The 15,838-nt window shown below is 66.4% G+C and carries 18 protein-coding genes; 7 read left to right on the top strand and 11 right to left on the bottom strand.

The features are described from left to right. Positions 1-75: 75 nt before the first annotated feature. The gene (locus tag H9638_RS06760) at positions 76-2,226 is read right to left on the bottom strand and encodes a PhoX family protein (RefSeq protein ID WP_191746815.1); all 2,151 of its coding nucleotides are present in this window, start codon (positions 2,224-2,226) and stop codon (positions 76-78) included. Positions 2,227-2,485: 259 nt separating this feature from the next. Between H9638_RS06760 and H9638_RS06755 the strand changes: the two genes are divergently transcribed. The 3 genes from H9638_RS06755 (at position 2,486) to H9638_RS06745 (ending at position 4,656) form a co-directional block, all read left to right on the top strand. Beyond that, positions 2,486-2,758, top strand: coding sequence for a mycoredoxin (locus tag H9638_RS06755; RefSeq protein ID WP_066297394.1), 273 nt, complete (start codon positions 2,486-2,488; stop codon positions 2,756-2,758). A gap of 171 nt (positions 2,759-2,929) precedes the next feature. Continuing rightward, positions 2,930-4,015 carry an S-(hydroxymethyl)mycothiol dehydrogenase gene (locus H9638_RS06750; protein WP_191746461.1) on the top strand — a complete coding sequence of 362 codons (1,086 nt, stop codon included), beginning with the start codon at positions 2,930-2,932 and terminating at the stop codon, positions 4,013-4,015. Next, positions 4,015-4,656 (top strand): MBL fold metallo-hydrolase, encoded by a 642-nt coding sequence (locus tag H9638_RS06745; protein WP_191746460.1) that lies wholly within the window; start codon positions 4,015-4,017, stop codon positions 4,654-4,656. Before H9638_RS06750 ends, H9638_RS06745 begins: the two co-directional genes overlap by 1 nt. Positions 4,657-4,755: 99 nt before the next feature. Here H9638_RS06745 and H9638_RS06740 read toward each other — a convergent pair whose 3' ends face one another. The 4 genes from H9638_RS06740 to H9638_RS06730 form a co-directional block, all read right to left on the bottom strand. After that, on the bottom strand, positions 4,756-5,850 hold the full coding sequence (locus H9638_RS06740; protein WP_191746459.1) for a serine/threonine-protein kinase: 1,095 nt from the start codon (positions 5,848-5,850) through the stop codon (positions 4,756-4,758). 120 nt (positions 5,851-5,970) lie between these two features. Beyond that, the gene (locus H9638_RS06735) at positions 5,971-6,561 is read right to left on the bottom strand and encodes a hypothetical protein (protein ID WP_191746458.1); all 591 of its coding nucleotides are present in this window, start codon (positions 6,559-6,561) and stop codon (positions 5,971-5,973) included. Between the two features lie 161 nt (positions 6,562-6,722). Then, positions 6,723-6,851 (bottom strand): hypothetical protein, encoded by a 129-nt coding sequence (locus H9638_RS16950; RefSeq protein ID WP_263599455.1) that lies wholly within the window; start codon positions 6,849-6,851, stop codon positions 6,723-6,725. A 195-nt stretch (positions 6,852-7,046) separates the two neighbouring features. Continuing rightward, positions 7,047-7,862, bottom strand: a complete 816-nt coding sequence (locus tag H9638_RS06730; RefSeq protein WP_191746457.1) for a PIG-L deacetylase family protein — start codon at positions 7,860-7,862, stop codon at positions 7,047-7,049. A gap of 78 nt (positions 7,863-7,940) precedes the next feature. On the opposite strand from H9638_RS06730, the gene H9638_RS06725 reads away from it, so the two are divergent. Beyond that, positions 7,941-9,377, top strand: coding sequence for a lipase maturation factor family protein (locus H9638_RS06725; RefSeq protein WP_191746456.1), 1,437 nt, complete (start codon positions 7,941-7,943; stop codon positions 9,375-9,377). Between the two features lie 32 nt (positions 9,378-9,409). On the opposite strand, the gene H9638_RS06720 is transcribed toward H9638_RS06725, so the two are convergent. From H9638_RS06720 to H9638_RS06710, 3 genes are all read right to left on the bottom strand, one after another. Continuing rightward, complete coding sequence (locus H9638_RS06720; protein WP_191746455.1) at positions 9,410-10,195, bottom strand: pullulanase X25 domain-containing protein; 786 nt, start codon at positions 10,193-10,195, stop codon at positions 9,410-9,412. Between the two features lie 140 nt (positions 10,196-10,335). Then, positions 10,336-11,115, bottom strand: a complete 780-nt coding sequence (locus tag H9638_RS06715) for a lipoate--protein ligase family protein (RefSeq protein WP_318241805.1) — start codon at positions 11,113-11,115, stop codon at positions 10,336-10,338. Between the two features lie 3 nt (positions 11,116-11,118). Further along, the gene (locus H9638_RS06710; protein WP_191746454.1) at positions 11,119-11,904 is read right to left on the bottom strand and encodes a thioesterase family protein; all 786 of its coding nucleotides are present in this window, start codon (positions 11,902-11,904) and stop codon (positions 11,119-11,121) included. Between the two features lie 196 nt (positions 11,905-12,100). Here H9638_RS06710 and H9638_RS06705 point away from each other — a divergent pair, with 196 nt between their 5' ends. Next, the gene (locus tag H9638_RS06705; protein ID WP_191746453.1) at positions 12,101-13,069 is read left to right on the top strand and encodes an aldo/keto reductase; all 969 of its coding nucleotides are present in this window, start codon (positions 12,101-12,103) and stop codon (positions 13,067-13,069) included. Between the two features lie 58 nt (positions 13,070-13,127). Here H9638_RS06705 and H9638_RS06700 read toward each other — a convergent pair whose 3' ends face one another. After that, positions 13,128-13,847 (bottom strand): SOS response-associated peptidase, encoded by a 720-nt coding sequence (locus H9638_RS06700; RefSeq protein ID WP_191746452.1) that lies wholly within the window; start codon positions 13,845-13,847, stop codon positions 13,128-13,130. Positions 13,848-13,940: 93 nt separating this feature from the next. Between H9638_RS06700 and H9638_RS06695 the strand changes: the two genes are divergently transcribed. Further along, positions 13,941-14,276: a hypothetical protein gene (locus H9638_RS06695; RefSeq protein ID WP_191746451.1), complete on the top strand. Its 336-nt coding sequence runs from the start codon at positions 13,941-13,943 to the stop codon at positions 14,274-14,276. A gap of 40 nt (positions 14,277-14,316) precedes the next feature. Then, entirely contained in the window at positions 14,317-14,463 is a 147-nt protein-coding gene (locus tag H9638_RS06690) for a hypothetical protein (protein WP_191746450.1), read from the top strand. 52 nt (positions 14,464-14,515) lie between these two features. Here H9638_RS06690 and H9638_RS06685 read toward each other — a convergent pair whose 3' ends face one another. Next, complete coding sequence (locus H9638_RS06685; protein WP_191746449.1) at positions 14,516-15,079, bottom strand: TIGR00645 family protein; 564 nt, start codon at positions 15,077-15,079, stop codon at positions 14,516-14,518. A gap of 284 nt (positions 15,080-15,363) precedes the next feature. Then, complete coding sequence (locus tag H9638_RS06680) at positions 15,364-15,753, bottom strand: VOC family protein (protein WP_191746448.1); 390 nt, start codon at positions 15,751-15,753, stop codon at positions 15,364-15,366. Positions 15,754-15,838 lie beyond the last annotated feature (85 nt).

Here is a 15,838-nt window from a genome sequence, read left to right as displayed (position 1 = left end):
GAATCGGGTGCGCCGCGGCCTGGCTGTCCCGCCGGCCAGCTGCCTAGCCGTCCAGCTGGCTAACCATCCAGCAGCCTACTTTCCGGGTTTTCCGGGCTTCCCGTTCCCGCCGTTCCCGTTCCCGGGCTTAGTCTCCTGACGGAATACCTGGACGACGGAGGGCCGGGGTGCCCGAACGGTCCCCGCAGCCGGCACCGCGCCGTCGGGCACGTAATCGGGGAAATAGGAGGTGTGGGCACCGTAGCTGCCGTCCTCCCCAGGGTGCTGCACGGCGACGAACACCATGGATTCCTCGTCATGGATCACCGGTCCGCACGTTTCGCCGTCACGCGGCACGGAGAGGAACTGCTCCACCTTGCCGCGGTCGCGTCCGTCCAGCGCCACCTTGAACAGGCCGTCGTTGTAGCCAATGCCCGACGGCGCACCATCGGTGGAGATCCAGAGGTTGCCGGCAGTGTCGAAGGCCAAGTTGTCCGGGCAGGAAATGGGGCTCACCTTTTCCTGTGGGTAGCCGGAGAAGTACGTGGGATCTCCCTGCGCCGGATCACCGCAGAGCATCAGCAGGTTCCAGCTGAACGTCGTGGCCGTGGCATCGGAACGGTCCTCCGTGATCTCCACGATGTGCCCGTCACGGTTTTCCCTCCGCGGGTTGGCTTCATCTGCCGGTGCGTTGGTGCCGGTGCCGCGGTTGGAGTTGTTGGTGCAGGCCACGTACACGCGTCCGGTGGCGGGATTCGGTTCGACGTCCTCACAGCGGTCCATCTTGGTGGCCCCGGCCTTGTCAGCTGCCAGCCGGGTGTAAACCAGCACCTCTTCCACACTCATGCCTGCGACGGCCGACTTGCCATGCTCTACCAACGGGAGCCAGGTGCCTCGGCCGTCGAAACCGCCGTCGGCCGGAACGCTCCCGGAGCCGTCGATCTCGGCTGCCGGCGAACTCCCGGTGAACCGGGCAACGTACAGGTCGCCCTCGGTCAGCAGGGTCATATTGTGCCGCTTGTTGTTCTTCCGGTACTTGCTCTTCGAGACGAACTTATACAGATAGTCGAACCTCTCGTCGTCGCCGGAATATGCCACCGCTTTGCCGTTCCGGGCGATGATGACGTTGGCGCCCTCATGCTTGAACCGGCCCAGGCTGGTGTGCTTGCGCGGGATTGATTCCGGATCCTCGGGATCCAGTTCCACGATGTACCCAAAACGGTTTGGCTCGTTCCTGGTCTGCCCTGTGCGGGCGTCAAACCGCGGGTCCTCCTGCTCCCACCCCATGGCCGTGGGATCACTGCCAAGGCCGTAGCGGCGGTCTTCAGGACTGGTCCCGCCGGTCCGGAAGAAGCCGTTGAAGTTTTCCTCCCCGGAGAGAACCGTCCCCCACGGCGTGCTCCCGCCGGCGCAGTTACCCAGGGTTCCCAGCACGTACCGGCCCTGCGGATCCGCGGCGGTCTTCAGCAGGTCCGAGCCGGCGGCAGGCCCGGTGAGCTCGAAGACCGTGTCCAGGGTGATGCGCCGGTTCAGGCGGGCACCGCGGACATAGGACCAGGGCGTCCCGCGTGAACTGCGTTCCAGTTCCACCACGGAGAGGCCGACGGCGTTGCGGAAAATGCCGCGCCGCTGCGCCTCCTCGGCCGCCGTAGCCGGAGCTGCCGGGAACATGATCTGCGGATTGACGTACTCGTGGTTGCAGACCAGCAGTCCTTTTTTGCCGTTGGGCTGGCGGAGGATCTCCAGGTAGTCGTTGTTGTACCCGAATTGGCGGGCCTGGGCCGCTGCGCTCTGCGCGTCGAAGTCGAACTCGGGCGAGTCGGCAAAGAGCGGGTCGCCCCAGCGCAGCAGCGGTTCCCAGCCGTAGCCTCCGGGGACATCCAGACTGTCGACGGCGGCATCCACCGGTGCTATCGGCGTAAACGCCAGCCGGCCCGGCTTGGAACTGCCGCGGCCGGGGTCAGCTGCCGCTGCGGGGAGCTCACCACCAAGGGTCAGCACTGCAGCACCCAGGATTCCGGCCGCGCCGGCACCCAGCGCCGAACGCCGGGAGAGTTCAGCCGAAACGATGTCCCGGAAGTAGCTGTTGGAGGAGGTGTTGCAGACCGCCTTGCTGCAGGCATTGTCACATTTCAAGGCGCAGGTGACCGCACTGCGCTTTCCGCGGGTGTGCCCGAGCATGGGCAGGAACCTCTTCTTGGCAGGGCGCGGGCCCGAAACAAACGCGGCGCGGGAATCAGGGTTCATCTGCTCAGTCATCTCTGGTCTTCCTCCGGTGGGGTGCTTGCGCGGCCCACGCTGGCAGCCCCAGGCGGCCTGAAGGCGGACGCTGGTTTAACGGGAGGTGAATTTCGGGCCTGGTTCCGCAGTTCCGGGGCTTTCCATTCCCTGGAATAGATGCCTCCGGGAATGGAAAGCCCCGCGCGGATGTTCCCATGGCAGCAGAACCAAGCAGTAACCAGCAGCAAGCACGATCCAGCTCAAACGATCCAGCAAGGAGTTCCCAATGCCCGCAACTGCCGAAGCGTTTACCCCCGAGGCCGGGACCATCACCATGTTCTCGACCACCTGGTGCGGCTACTGCCGGCGTCTGAAGTCGCAGCTCGATTCCCAGGGCATCGGCTACACGGAGGTCAATATCGAGGACGTTGAAGGCACCGCGGACCTGGTGGAATCCCTGAACGGCGGCAACCAGACCGTGCCAACCGTGATCTTCCCGGATGGTTCTTCGGCAACGAACCCTTCCGCCGCCGAGGTTAAGTCCCGTCTGGGTCTCTGACTGAACTGACCAGCGCCTGTTGGGCCCAGGGTGTTCTGGCTCCGACCTGCACTGGCGCAGGCCGCCGCCGGGAGCACCAAAAGTGACTCCCGGCGGCGCCCTCCCTAGGATGGAGATGCCCCCATAGCTGCGGGGTGCCCTGAGTAATCTCCCGAGAGGCAGTCCTTCCCCATGGTTCACAAGGTCCAAGCGGTAGTCGTCAAGGAAAAGAACGCCCCCGTCACGCTGGAGACGATCCTCGTCCCGGATCCCGGCCCCGGCGAGGCCCTGGTGGACATCCTCACCTGCGGCGTCTGCCACACCGACCTGCATTACAAGCAGGGTGGCATCAGCGACGACTACCCCTTCCTCCTCGGACACGAAGCCACCGGCATCGTCTCCGCCGTCGGCCCCGATGTCACCGAAGTCGCTCCCGGCGACCGTGTGATCCTGAACTGGCGCGCTGTCTGCGGCGAGTGCCGCGCCTGCCGCAAGGGCCAGCCGCAGTACTGCTTCAACACCCACAACGCCACCCAGAAGATGACGCTGGAAGACGGCACGGAGCTCTCCCCCGCCCTGGGCATCGGAGCGTTCGCCGAGAAGACACTCGTAGCCGCCGGCCAGTGCACCAAGGTGGACGACGACGTCGATCCCGCTGCGGTGGGCCTGCTCGGCTGCGGCGTGATGGCCGGCATTGGCGCCGCCATCAACACCGGTGAGGTCCAGCGCGGGGAATCCGTGGCCGTGATTGGCTGCGGCGGCGTCGGCATCGCTGCCATCGCCGGTGCCAAGCTCGCCGGCGCCACCACCATCATCGCCGTGGACATTGACCCGGCGAAGGTTGACCTGGCCCTGTCCCTGGGCGCCACCCACGGCATCAACTCCCGCGAAGAGGATCCGGTGGAGGCCATCCGTGCGCTCACCGGCGGCAACGGCGCCGACGTCGTCATCGAAGCCGTGGGCCGTCCGGAAACCTACAAGCAGGCTTTCTACGCCCGCGACCTCGCCGGCCGCGTGGTCCTGGTGGGCGTGCCCACCCCGGACATGCAGATCGACCTGCCGCTCGCCGACGTGTTCGGCCGCGGCGGATCGCTGAAATCCTCCTGGTACGGCGATTGCCTGCCCTCGCGTGACTTCCCGATGCTGGTGGAGCAGTACAAGCTGGGCCGGCTGGACCTGGACGCGTTCGTGTCCGAGCGGATCGGCCTGGGCGACATCGAGGAAGCCTTCACCAAGATGCACGACGGCAAGGTCCTGCGTTCGGTGGTGGAGCTCTGATGGCGGCGCGCATCGACAAGGTAGTCACCTCCGGCACCTTCAGCCTCGACGGCGGAACCTGGGACGTGGACAACAACGTCTGGATCGTCGGTGATGACCTCGAAGTCATCATCATCGACCCGGCCCACGACGTCGACGCCATTGCGGCCGCCGTCGGCGACCGGGAAGTCATGGGCATCCTGCTCACGCACGGCCATGACGACCACATCCGTGCCGTCGCCGAGGCCCGGGACCGGTTCAGTGCTCCGGTGCTCCTGCACGAAGCAGACCGGATGCTCTGGGACGCCGTGTTCCCGGATGAGGCTCCGGATGACGTGATCGAAGACGAAGACACATTCGAGATTGCCGGCGCCACGCTCGAAGCACTGCACACCCCCGGGCACTCCCCCGGCTCGGTCTGCTTCCTGCTGGAAGACGAAGAAGGCAGCTCTCCGGTGCTGTTCTCCGGCGACACACTGTTCAACGGCGGTCCCGGTGCCACCGGCCGCTCCTACAGCGATTTCGGCACCATTATCGACTCGATCCGCGAACGGCTGCTCACCCTGCCCGCGGAGACCATCGTGAACACCGGACACGGGGATTCGACGTCGATCGGTGCCGAGGCCCCGCATCTGGACGAATGGATCGCCCGGGGTCACTAAGCCCTGAAGGGTTTTATTGAAGGCGCTGTTTCCGGCTTCGGAAGCAGCGCCTTCAGGTTTGCTGCCTGGCTATTAACTTCCGGTACACGCTTCCGGTAATTATTGCCGGGCCTGCACCTGCCAGCACACGCCGTCGAGCCCGGCCGCGAAAGGGTCATCGGCCGCGGACCCGGGCCGGGGTGTGGTGTGCGGTGCGCTGGCTCTCTGCCAGTTCGTTGGCTCGCCGGCGGGTGCCAGCACGTCGTTCAGCCACCAGGTTTCGCCCGGCCCCCACCCCGCCAACATGGTTTTCGCTTCACCGGCGGCCAAAACCGCCCCGGCGGTGCTGAGGTAGCCGATGACGGTCAGGTGCACGGCGTCGTACTCATCAGCCACGGCGGTGAAGTCCGGTATCACCCAGGTCCAGTCTCCGGTCTGCGGAACCGCCAGATTCCAGGTGCTGCCCCGCGACCGGGTGACCTCCAGCGGATAGCGCACTGCGAGGTCCTGCCAGTCACCGGGACCACGGATCTCGCAGATGCGGGCACCGGGTGCCGGACGCACCGGATACGAGCGGGCAAGCGTCCATCCCAAGGCGTCTTCCACCAGCTCCAGGCCGGCCGGACCGTTGCCTGGCACGGCCGGCGTGCTGCTGACCAGGCCGGACAAGGTGGGCGAGGACCACCAGCGGCCGGTCCACCCCGTGGAGAACGGCGTATTGGACTCCTGTGCCGTGATGCCCGACCGCCACCGGGCGAGGGCGGGTCCGGCGTCGTCCAGTGCAGGAGGCGGGGTTCCGGGAACGGTACTGGTTTGTACCCACTGCACGCAGTGGGTCACCGGAGCGGCAGGATCGCTCCACCAGGCGGCGGCCGGCGAACGCACGACGGCGGCGGCCACCTGAAGCAGCGCCCGGCACGGTTCGGCTTCAGTCAGCAGCTGCGCCGTTTCATCCGGGGGCTGCCAGTACACTGCCTGCCGGACAATCCGGGCCAGGCTGCGGTGCAGGTCCGAGCCGCTGAAGACAGGCCGATCCGGGATACCCGCCAGGATCCGCAGCACCTGCTCACTTTCACGGGACAGACCCGGAGCCGGCAGCACCGTGCTTCCGTAGGATTCGCCGGGACGCCGGGGCGCTGTGATCCTAGCCAGTTCAAGGCAGAGCCCGCGGCCGCGGGGACCAGCGAGCAGGGCCGTGGTGGATGTGAAATCCATCGATCAAACGTACCAGCCGGCCCGGTGCCACCAGACCAAAATTCTGGAGAGGACCAATAATCAGGCGGCCCCCAACCGGTCTGCGCCCCGCACACCGCCACGGTCCACCTCACCACCCCGTCAGCGTTGCCCGGGCCGGGTCGCAGACCAAAGCACCGCCCGGTCTCTGATCCCAATCAGGCAGCGGCGCAGGGTAGCCCAATCCACCGCGTCGAGTGGCAGGCCCGCCAGGCCGCCCGGCCGCAGCCCGTACCGGAACCGGCCACGCACCACCAGCCTCGTCTGCCCGCTGCGGACCGGCTGCAGCAGCCAGAGCCAGGTGGACCGGCCGTCGCCGTCGGCCCACAGCATCCATTCGTTCGGTTGGACTTCCTTGATCCGCAGCCGGTGCCCGGCGCCGGTGGCCAGCAGGTCACCGATGTCGTCTCCGATGTCCTTCCCCGGGTTCTCCCCGGTGCCCAAAGTCCGCAGCGGAGTAAACCTGCCCGGCACCCGGAAGTCCGGGAGGGCAACATCCGGGACATTGGAATCAAGGACATTGGGATCCGGGAGACTGGAATCCGGGAGACTGAGCCGGTCCAGGAGGTACCAGCCGGCTCGACCGTGGTCCACCAGGTTCAGGAAGGACCAGATCTCCGGTGCGGAAGCGGAAATCAGGATGCTGCGCGTGCGCTGGCGGACCGAGCCGGAAAGCACCGAGTCGCCGGGCATCCTGTGTCCCGGCGGGGGCATGACGCGCTGCTGCCTGCGGTGCTGGAGAACCCGGAGATAAAGACCCGCGGCGGATCCGGCCGCGGCCGCCGCGCCCAGCGCCCGCCGGTACGGCCTGCCTGCGTGCCCGAAGGCATCCCGCCAGCCAGCCACGAAACGTTCTAGTTCCGTTCCGGCGTCATCAGGAAATTCCCCGCAGGGTCCCGAAATCCGGCGGTCAACGCGAAGCGGCGGGCGGCAGCCCTGTCCGCCAGGCCGACTCCGTGAAACGCGCTGCCGTAGTCGAACATGGTGGCACTCCTTTGCCTTGCCGTGCCGTGCCGTGCCTTGCCGTGCCCCTCGATGATAAACCCGGGAGTCGCCCCGGGCACCGGTCATCCCTAGGTGCCCCGGACGGCGGGCTGCCGGATTTACCAAGACCGGGTTTACGGGCTACTGGGTTACCAAGACCGGGTTACCGGCTGCCGGGTCACCTCAGCCCAGCTTTACCGCAGGCCAGGCAGGCCTTCAAATACGTCGCCCAGCACAGCTGCCGCCGCCGGTCTGGGCGGCCAGGCAATGACCAGCGCTTCGGCGCCGACGGCGCGTGTCCACCGGGCGTCTTCCTCCGCGTCAGGCGGGACGCCGGGAGAGACAACATGGCGCTGGGTCCGGTGCTCCAGAAGTCCGGCAACCACCCGGTGGGCCACGGTGCTGACGTCCACTTCGATGCCTATCTGCTCATCCGGCACCGGATGCAGGTCATACATCCGGCCGGCGTCCCAGGGATCCAGGCCGTGGAGGATGCGTCCGCGGTTCCAGCGCTCCCAGGTGGACCGGCGAAGAGCACCGTGCACCAGCCGCAGGAGGCCAGGACCGCCGTCGTTCCGCAGATCCGCAAACGCCACGTCGGTCGCGGCGCCCACGGCAATATGGTCCGGGTGGCCGGTCAGCCCGTCGGGGCCAAAGGTGGCGACAACGTCGGGCCGCTCCTCGGCGAGGATCCCGCCGATCCGGTCGACGAGTTCCGTCCGGGGAACCCCGGCAAGTTCACCGTCGTCGTACTCCAGCCACTCGTGCCGGTCCGGTGGACGGCCGTGCGCCGTCCACGCCGCGTCCATTTCCCGCCGCCGGATCCTGCCGAGCGGCTCGTGCAGCGGCGGGTAGGCAGGATCCACCTGCCCGGCGCCGCCGTCGGTTGCATGGACCAGAATAAAGCGGAACCCGGGATCATATTCATGGAGCGCCACCGTTCCGGCGAGCCCATAAGCATCGTCGTCGGGGTGCGCGACCACCAGTGCCAGGACGCGCGGGGCGGACATTTCGATACCTCCGCCTAGCTGGAGAGTTTTTTGCCACCAGTCCCAGCTTAGGAGCTTCGGGGCTAGGGTGGTGGCGCCATGGAATATTTCAGTGCAGAGGGATATGAGCTGGCGCGGCAGGTGCTGCAGCGCGGTATTGCGGCCGTGTTCCTGCTCGCGTTCCTCAACGCCGCCGCCCAGTTCCCGCCCCTGCTGGGCGAGCATGGCCTGCTGCCGGCACCGCGGTACCTGGAACGATCCGCCGGCCGGAGGATTCCCACCCTCTTCCGGCTGCATTATTCGGACCGGCTCCTGCGGGTGGTGGCCTGGACCGGTGCCGTGGCCTCCGCCCTTCTGGTGGCAGGGCTGCCGCAGCAGGGCCCGCCGTGGGTGCCCCTGCTGGTGTTCGGCCTGATCTGGTTCCTCTACCTTTCGATCGTGAACGTCGGCCAGGTGTTCTACGCCTTCGGCTGGGAGTCCCTGCTCCTCGAGGCCGGTTTCCTGGCGGCCTTCCTGGGCTCCAACGAGGTTGCGCCTCCGGTCACCGTGCTGTTCCTGTTCCGCTGGCTGGTGTTCCGGCTGGAGTTCGGCGCGGGGCTGATCAAGATGCGCGGGGACCGGGTGTGGCGGGACCTGACCGCACTGTACTACCACCATGAGACCCAGCCGATGCCCAACCCGGCCAGCTGGTTTTTCCACCATCTGCCCAAACCGCTCCACAAAGCCGAGGTACTCGGCAACCATTTCGCCCAGCTGGTTGTTCCGTTTTTCCTCTTCTTTCCACAGCCGGTGGCTTCCATCGCGGCCGGCCTGGTGATCCTCACACAGCTGTGGCTGGTGCTTTCCGGCAACTTCGCCTGGCTCAACGTCCTGACCATCCTGGTGGCCTTCAGCGCCGTGGATGATGCAGCCGTGCGGGCAGTCCTGCCGTGGGCGGCCTTCGGGTCACCGGACCCGGGCAGCACGCCGCTGTGGTTTGTGGCGGTGGTGCTGCTGATGACGGCGGTCATGCTCTATTGGGCCTGGGAGCCGCTGCGGAACCTGTTCAGCCGGGACCAGTTGATGAACGCGTCCTTCAACCGCTGGCACCTTTCCAATGCTTATGGCGCCTTTGGCAGCATTACCCGGCGTCGGAACGAAGTGGTCATTGAGGGGACCATGGACGAGCCCGGGCCGGACGCCCGCTGGCGGGAGTACGGCTTCCACGGAAAGCCCGGCGACCCGGCACGGCTGCCGCGCCAGTTCGCCCCCTATCACCTGCGGCTGGACTGGCTGATGTGGTTCCTGGCCCTGGGCTCATCCGGCGGGAACTGGTTCCCGGTGCTGCTGCAGCGGCTGCTGGCTGCCGATCCGCGGACGCTGAAGCTTCTCCGGGAGGACCCGTTCGACGGTCAGCCGCCGCGCTGGGTCCGGGCCCGCGTTTTCCGGTACCGGTTCTCCACCCCACAGGAACTGCGCGCCGAACATGTCTGGTGGGTCCGTGAACCCGCCGGTGTGTTGGTGGATCCGATCAAGCGCAGGGACCGGGACGCCTGAGCCGGTGTGTTGTGCGGCGTGGCGCCCGGGCTTTACGCTCCGTCCGGTTTGGTGACCACGGTGTGCGTGGCGTGGTCGTAGAGGAACGTCACGGGCCCGCCGGCGTGGTGGAAGCTGTAGTTCGCGCCGTCGAAGTGGGCTCCGTAGCCGTAGTTCTCCTCCCAGGAGCCGTTAAGTGCAGCCTTGAATTCATAGTCGCCGGCCGGGAGTTCCACACTGAGTTTCCACAGTTCGTCGCTGCGGTCAAAGGTCAATTGGACAGCCGGGTCCGCCGGCTCCCAGTCCTCGCCGCCGAGCGCGGATCCGAAGGTACCTGCCACCGCCACCGCCTGCGGCTGCGGGAAGGACGGGCCTTCGTAGCGGTCTTCCGGATGCGATCCGTGGGGCGGCTGCCCGCTGGGTCCCTCGGAATCGATCAGGGCTTCCTCCAGCACTGCCTCGCTGCGGGTTTCCGCCGGTGTTATGGCTCCTCCCGAAGCTTTGGTTCCGGCCAGCGCGGCCTGCAACTGCTCTACGTCGGGGAAGTCCGCCAGGGCGGCCCGGCCCGCGGCGGTGATGCTCCACCCTGCGCGCCCTTCCTTCAGGATCCAGCCCGCCTTGACCAGCTTGGTGGTTGCAGTCACCAGCGTGCGCTCTCCGCGGGCCACTCCGCTGGCCAGGAGATCCGCTTCGGGTCCTTCCAGCGGGACCTGTTCCAGGGCCTGGCGCAGCACGTCGGCGCGGCCTGTCCTCCCCGGATTCGACGGATCCTGGACGGCCAGAGTCTCCAGGATGACTTTCAGCCGGGTGGCAGTGTTCTCAATGCTCTTTTTAGGCAAGGTGGAATCCTCCTGATCGGTGGGCGCCGCTGGGTTGTTCTGTCGGCTGGACTGGCGGGATGTCCTGGACCGGTTGGTTGTCCTGGACAAGTTCTGTGTCGGCTGACGTGGTTCGCTGGTTCTGCGGTTCGCGCCCGATGTTATGGGGAACGGGCAATGGTTGGAAGGACAGGACCCGGTCCGCCCGTGATTTCCTCCAGGAGGGAGGCATCCCCTTGACGCAGGCCCGCATACCTGCGATAGCCGCCCAGGAGTGCTGTCTCGGCATCGTCCATCGTGAGTCCCGGCGCCAGGTCCTCGGCGGCGCCTGCAGTCGCGGGATCCCAGTCGAGACCCAGGGCCGCGTAGACAGACGTGAGTACGCGGCGCAGCGGATCAGCATTCCGGACCACCACCACCGAGGAGAACAGCCAGGCTCCGGACACCACACGCTGCGCGGTTCCCACCAGCTTGATGCGTGTGTCTCCGGTCCCGCCGTGCACGGTGTACTCACCCGGGCAATACTCCCCCGGGATTTCCCCCACTGCTGCCGGCACCCCGGCGTCCTGCAAGGATGTGGCCAGCAGCTGCGCAAAACAGGAAAAGCGGGCCAGGGACTGCGCGACGGCGTTGGGCTCGGGTTCGATGTGGTCCAGGATCAGGCAGCCTTCGTGGTACGCCGCGGCCCGCCCGCCGGCCTTGCGGATCAGGGGCTCGAAACCCTGTTCGCGGCAGGCATCGGCAGCGGCCGGGAAGCCCGGCAGGCGGGCGTCGCGCTGGCCGAAGGCGACCGTGGGCCGCGGACGGTAGATCCGCAATGCCGGGCCAAAGTCGCCGTGCCGCGCCGCAGTCAGCAGGTTCAGTGCGCACTCCAGGTCTGCTGCTGCCCCAAAGGACTGCTGCTGGCGGTAAACGTCCAGCACCCGGGGAGATTCATCCACCGGCTAGCCCTTGCTCAGCGGACGGACGGTCAGGATCTGCTCGCTGCGGCCGAAAGGTCCTGCCAGGTCGTGCAGCACCGAGGAGGTCAGGCCGATTCCATCCGTTCCGAAGGTGACGCGGGTATCCAGTCCCAGCCAGCGTCCTGCCGGCTGCCGGTACAGGTGCATCTGCAGGTCCACGTTGGGGAACATCCAGCTGTCCCCTCCCGGCGGCACCCGGGCGGCGATCCCGTTGGCTCCGTCCACCAGTCCCAGCAGGCTGACCAGGTCCGGGGTCGGTTCGCCGTCGACCATTTCAAACGGCGAGCGCACCCAGACCTGTCCGCGGCCGGGACGCAGGCCGGGTACCGCCCGGAATTCCAGGGTGTTGATGAACTTCCCCGGCCACGCGGTCATCCCGGTGAAATCGGCGGCTTCCTCCGGTCCGGGCATCGGCTCATCCTCAACGGCAGCCACTTTGGCGGAGTCGCCCAGGGCCAGGCGCCAGGCCGTGGCACGGATGGCGGTGCGTCCGCCGGCCACGAGCTCGGCTTCGAGAAGTTCGATCGTGCGGCCGGCCCGGATAACCTTGGTCCGCACATCGAAGGTGCCCTGCGGAATGACGCCCAGGATTTCGTAGCTGACCCGCGCCAGGCGCATATCCGGACGGGGATCCGTCTGCTCCAGGCAGTGGACCAGCAACCCTGCTGCCGGTGCCATGTGCTGTTCGTGGTCGTTCCAGGCGCCCTGGGTGAGGAGTGTTGATTCGAACGTTCCCTCACCCAGCGGGCGGTAATACGATTCCGGCACAAATCCTCCTGGCAGGTCCTTAAAAGATGCGCTCTCAGGCTACAGGAGGCGGTGCGTTCCGGAGCACTTCCCTCCGGGGTGCCGCCGGCTTTGCGGCTGGCCCTTCCTCGCCTTCCGGGCCGGGCGCAGAATGGTGGCGGGCCGCCCTCCCGGCGCTGCGGAAGATGCCCATCCCACTAGAGGAAACCGAGGAAGCATGAAGTACACACATTTGGGCCGGTCCGGTGTGCAAGTTTCGCGCTTGTGCCTGGGCACCATGAACTTCGGACCGAAAACCCCCGAGCTGGACGCGCACACCATCATGGACGCCGCACGGGAAGCCGGAATCAACTTCTTCGACACGGCCAACGTCTACGGCTGGGAGAACAAGGGGCTGACAGAGGAGATCGTGGGCCGCTGGTTCGCCAGGGGCGGCGGCCGGCGCGAAGACACGGTGATCGCCACCAAGCTCTACGGTTCGATGGGCCCTGGCCCGAATGACACCTTCCTCTCGGCACTGAACATCCGCCAGGCCCTCGACGCCAGCCTGAAGCGCCTGCAAACCGACCACATCGATCTGTACCAGTTCCACCATGTGGACCGGAACACGCCCTGGGACGAAATCTGGCAGGCCATGGAAACCGCCGTCGCCCAGGGAAAGGTCATCTACAACGGCAGCAGCAACTTCGCCGGCTGGCATATTGCCGAGGCGCAGGAAAGCGCCCGGCGCCGCCGGTTCAACGGACTGATCAGTGAGCAATCCATTTACAACCTGCTCCGGCGGACCGTCGAACTGGAAGTGATCCCGGCCGTGCAGAAGTACGGCCTGGGCCTGATCCCCTGGTCTCCCCTGCAGGGCGGGCTGCTCGGCGGCATCCTGAAAGCCCAGAACGACGGCGGCAGGCGGGCGGAGGAACGGGTCCAGAACCTGCTCAACAAGCACCGGGACCAGATCCAGGCCTACGAGGACCTGGCTGTGCAGCTGCAGATTGAGCCGGGGATCCTGGCCCTGGCGTGGCTGCTGCACCAGCCCGCGGTGAGTGCTCCGATCATCGGGCCCCGGACCTCCGGCCAGCTTGATGACGCGCTCGCATCCTTGGACGTCGAGCTTGATCAGGATGCCCTGGCAAAACTGGAGGAGATCTTTCCCGGCCACCGCCCGGCCCCGGAGGACTATGCCTGGTAGGCCGGGCCGGCCCCCGGCTGGTTAGTCCGCTCTCAGGATTTGGCCGGCTCGCACTCGTCTAGGTCTCCGATCCAGCCGGTTCGATCAGCTGCGGACCGTTGTTGCGGACGGAGTTCACCTCGGTGGAGACCACCCTCGGGCTGAGCACCGGATCGGGAATGGCCTCCAGCAGGCGGGCAATCGCCTCCGCGTCCATCAGTGCAGGGTCCAGCCATTCGGCGTACATGTCCGGCGGTACCACCAGCGGGGTCCGGTCATGGATGTGCCCGAGCTCGTCCGCCGCTTTCGTGGTGATGATCGTGACGCTGAGCAGCCACTTGTGTTCATGGTCCTCGGGCAGGTTTGGATCGGGCCAGAACTCATACAATCCGGCGAACGCCAGCGGCTCCGGAACAGGGGGATGCAGGTACGTCGGGACCTTGCCCTCCTCCGTCTTCTCCCACTCGTAGTAACCGTCCGCGGGAACCAGTGCCCGCCGCTTGACCGCGGCCTTCCGGAATGCGGGTTTTTCCAGGATGGTTTCCCGCCGGGCGTTGATCAGCCGTGCCCCGATCTTCGGATCCTTGGCCCACACCGGGACCAGCCCCCATTTTGCCGTCGCCAGGCGGCGCACGGTGCCGTCCGGATCATCAGGCCGGTGGCGGGCGGTGATGATGCGCACATCATCGGTGGGCGCCACATTCCACGAGGGCTCAACGTCCTCCCCCACTACCTGCTCCGCCGCAAAGGCTGACACCAGGTCCGACGTCGCCCTGGCCATCACGTATCGTCCGCACATGGCCAACATTGTGCCCGAAAACCCTTCCGGAACACAGCGGCAAACCCTCCCGCCGCCGTCGAACCCTCTTCGAACGTATGTTCTACTGGGAAGATGGATCAGAAGGCTGCAGGGCGGCTGGCTGCCCGCTATGCCAGGCGCGCCGAACCCATCGGGCTGACCCCCGAAGAACTTGATTTTGACCACACCCCGGTGACGACGTCCCTGCCCGCAATCCCCGTCTGGGCATGGATCCGGTTCCCGGGCTGTGCCGAACTGGTGAAAGGGGAAACCTGCACCTGGTCTGCGAAAGCAGTGCAGGTGCTGTGGGAGGACGCCGGCATTCGCCGCTCAACCTGGGTGTGGGCATCGGCGGTTTCCCGGCGTTCCGCGGAGGGCGGGCGGAGTTCCCTGGGCGACCGGACCCCGGCACGGAAGAGTAAAAATTAAGGGGATAGGTATCTCCGGTTCCCAGAAAGGTTCAGCGCCCGTGTCCGCACCGTGCACCTGCATCCAATCGGCCGATCCCTTCTCCGGCCGGATCGGCGTTACGGTCTATGATCCGTTCTGCCGCCAGCGCATGCACCGCGTCAGTGGCTCCACGCTGCGCGAATCCAGCTACGACGCCGGGCGCTGACAGTCCCCGGGCGTCCCCGGGTGCCCTTGGCTGTCCCCGGTTGTCCCCGGCTTCAGCCGTGGCGTGCCGCTGCCGCCGCATGGGAGGCAATGCTGAGCTTGTCGATCCAGGCCAGCGCCATGGCCGAGAGGATAAAGGCAATGTGGATCACGGTCTGCCACAGCAGGACGTCCCCTGCATGCGCTCCAAGCTCCGGGTCCTCAAAATAGGTGCGCGCTTCCACGAAGGACTTCAGCAGGTGCACCGAGGAGATCCCGATGATCGCCATGGCCAGCTTCACCTTGAGGATGTTTGCATTGACCTGGGAGAGCCACTCGGGCTGGTCGGGGTGTCCGTCCACGGACAGGCGTGAGACGAAGGTCTCATAGCCGCCGATGGTGACCATGATGATCAGGTTGGCCACCATCACCACATCCACCAGGCCCAGGACCATCAGCATCATCTCCGCCTCATTCAGAGTGGTGATGTGCGTGGCCAGATGCCACAGCTCACGCATGAAGGTCACCACGTAGAGCATCTGGGCAACGATCAGTCCGAGATACAGGGGTGCCTGAAGCCAGCGGCTGGCGAACATCACGGCACCCAGATAGCCGCGGGCACGGTTGCCGGGGCTCATGCCGCCGGGCCTTCCATGCGCGGCCTCGTGCCGGATCGTCTCATGCAGGACTGTCAACTAGTACCCTCACTATTCTCGCTGTTCTCCCCCGCAGGACTGTCGGCCCCAGCCGGAGCATCGTCACCAGCCGGCGGCGTGGGCTGAGTCACAAGGGTCGAGGCATGGGGGTGTGCAGGGAGGCGTGAAGCAGGGTGCGCAAAGGCGTGAGGTGCCGATGATCCCCGGCAGTAACGCGTTGCCGGTGAGTTTCAGCGGGTTGGTAAAAAGAGTGCGTCAGCCGCGCGTCAGGGGTTCATAGCGGTGATTTGCAGGAGGTTGCCGCAGGTATCAGAGAAGACAGCCGTCGTTACCGGACCCATTTGGGCAGGCGGCTGGGTAAATTCCACGCCCAGTCCCGACAGCCGGTCATACTCGGCCTGGACATCTTCCACCGCGAAAGAGTTGAAGGGAATGCCGTCACGGACCAGCGCTTCCTTGAACGGTGCCACAGCCGGGTGCCCGCTCGGTTCCAGCAGCAGTTCCACGCCGCCCTGCTCCCCGCGATTGCCGACCGTCAGCCAGCGGGCACCTCCGGCGGGTTCGTCTGAGCGTTTTTCGAAGCCGAGTACCCGGGTATAAAAGTCCAGCGCCTTGGCCTGGTCATCCACGAAGATGCTGGTGAGGGTGATTCTCATGACTGTTCCCTTCCACTCCGCGTCTGCGCGGATGACCGGATGCTACTACCTTTACGGCCGTCAGGACTGTACGTGGTTGCGCCGG

This window comes from Arthrobacter pullicola, from assembly GCF_014836875.1.
GTDB classification, from domain to species: Bacteria; Actinomycetota; Actinomycetes; order Actinomycetales; family Micrococcaceae; genus Arthrobacter_B; species Arthrobacter_B pullicola.
The sequence above is the reverse complement of the archived record's forward strand: the minus strand, read 5'-3'. Positions and strand labels throughout refer to the sequence as shown.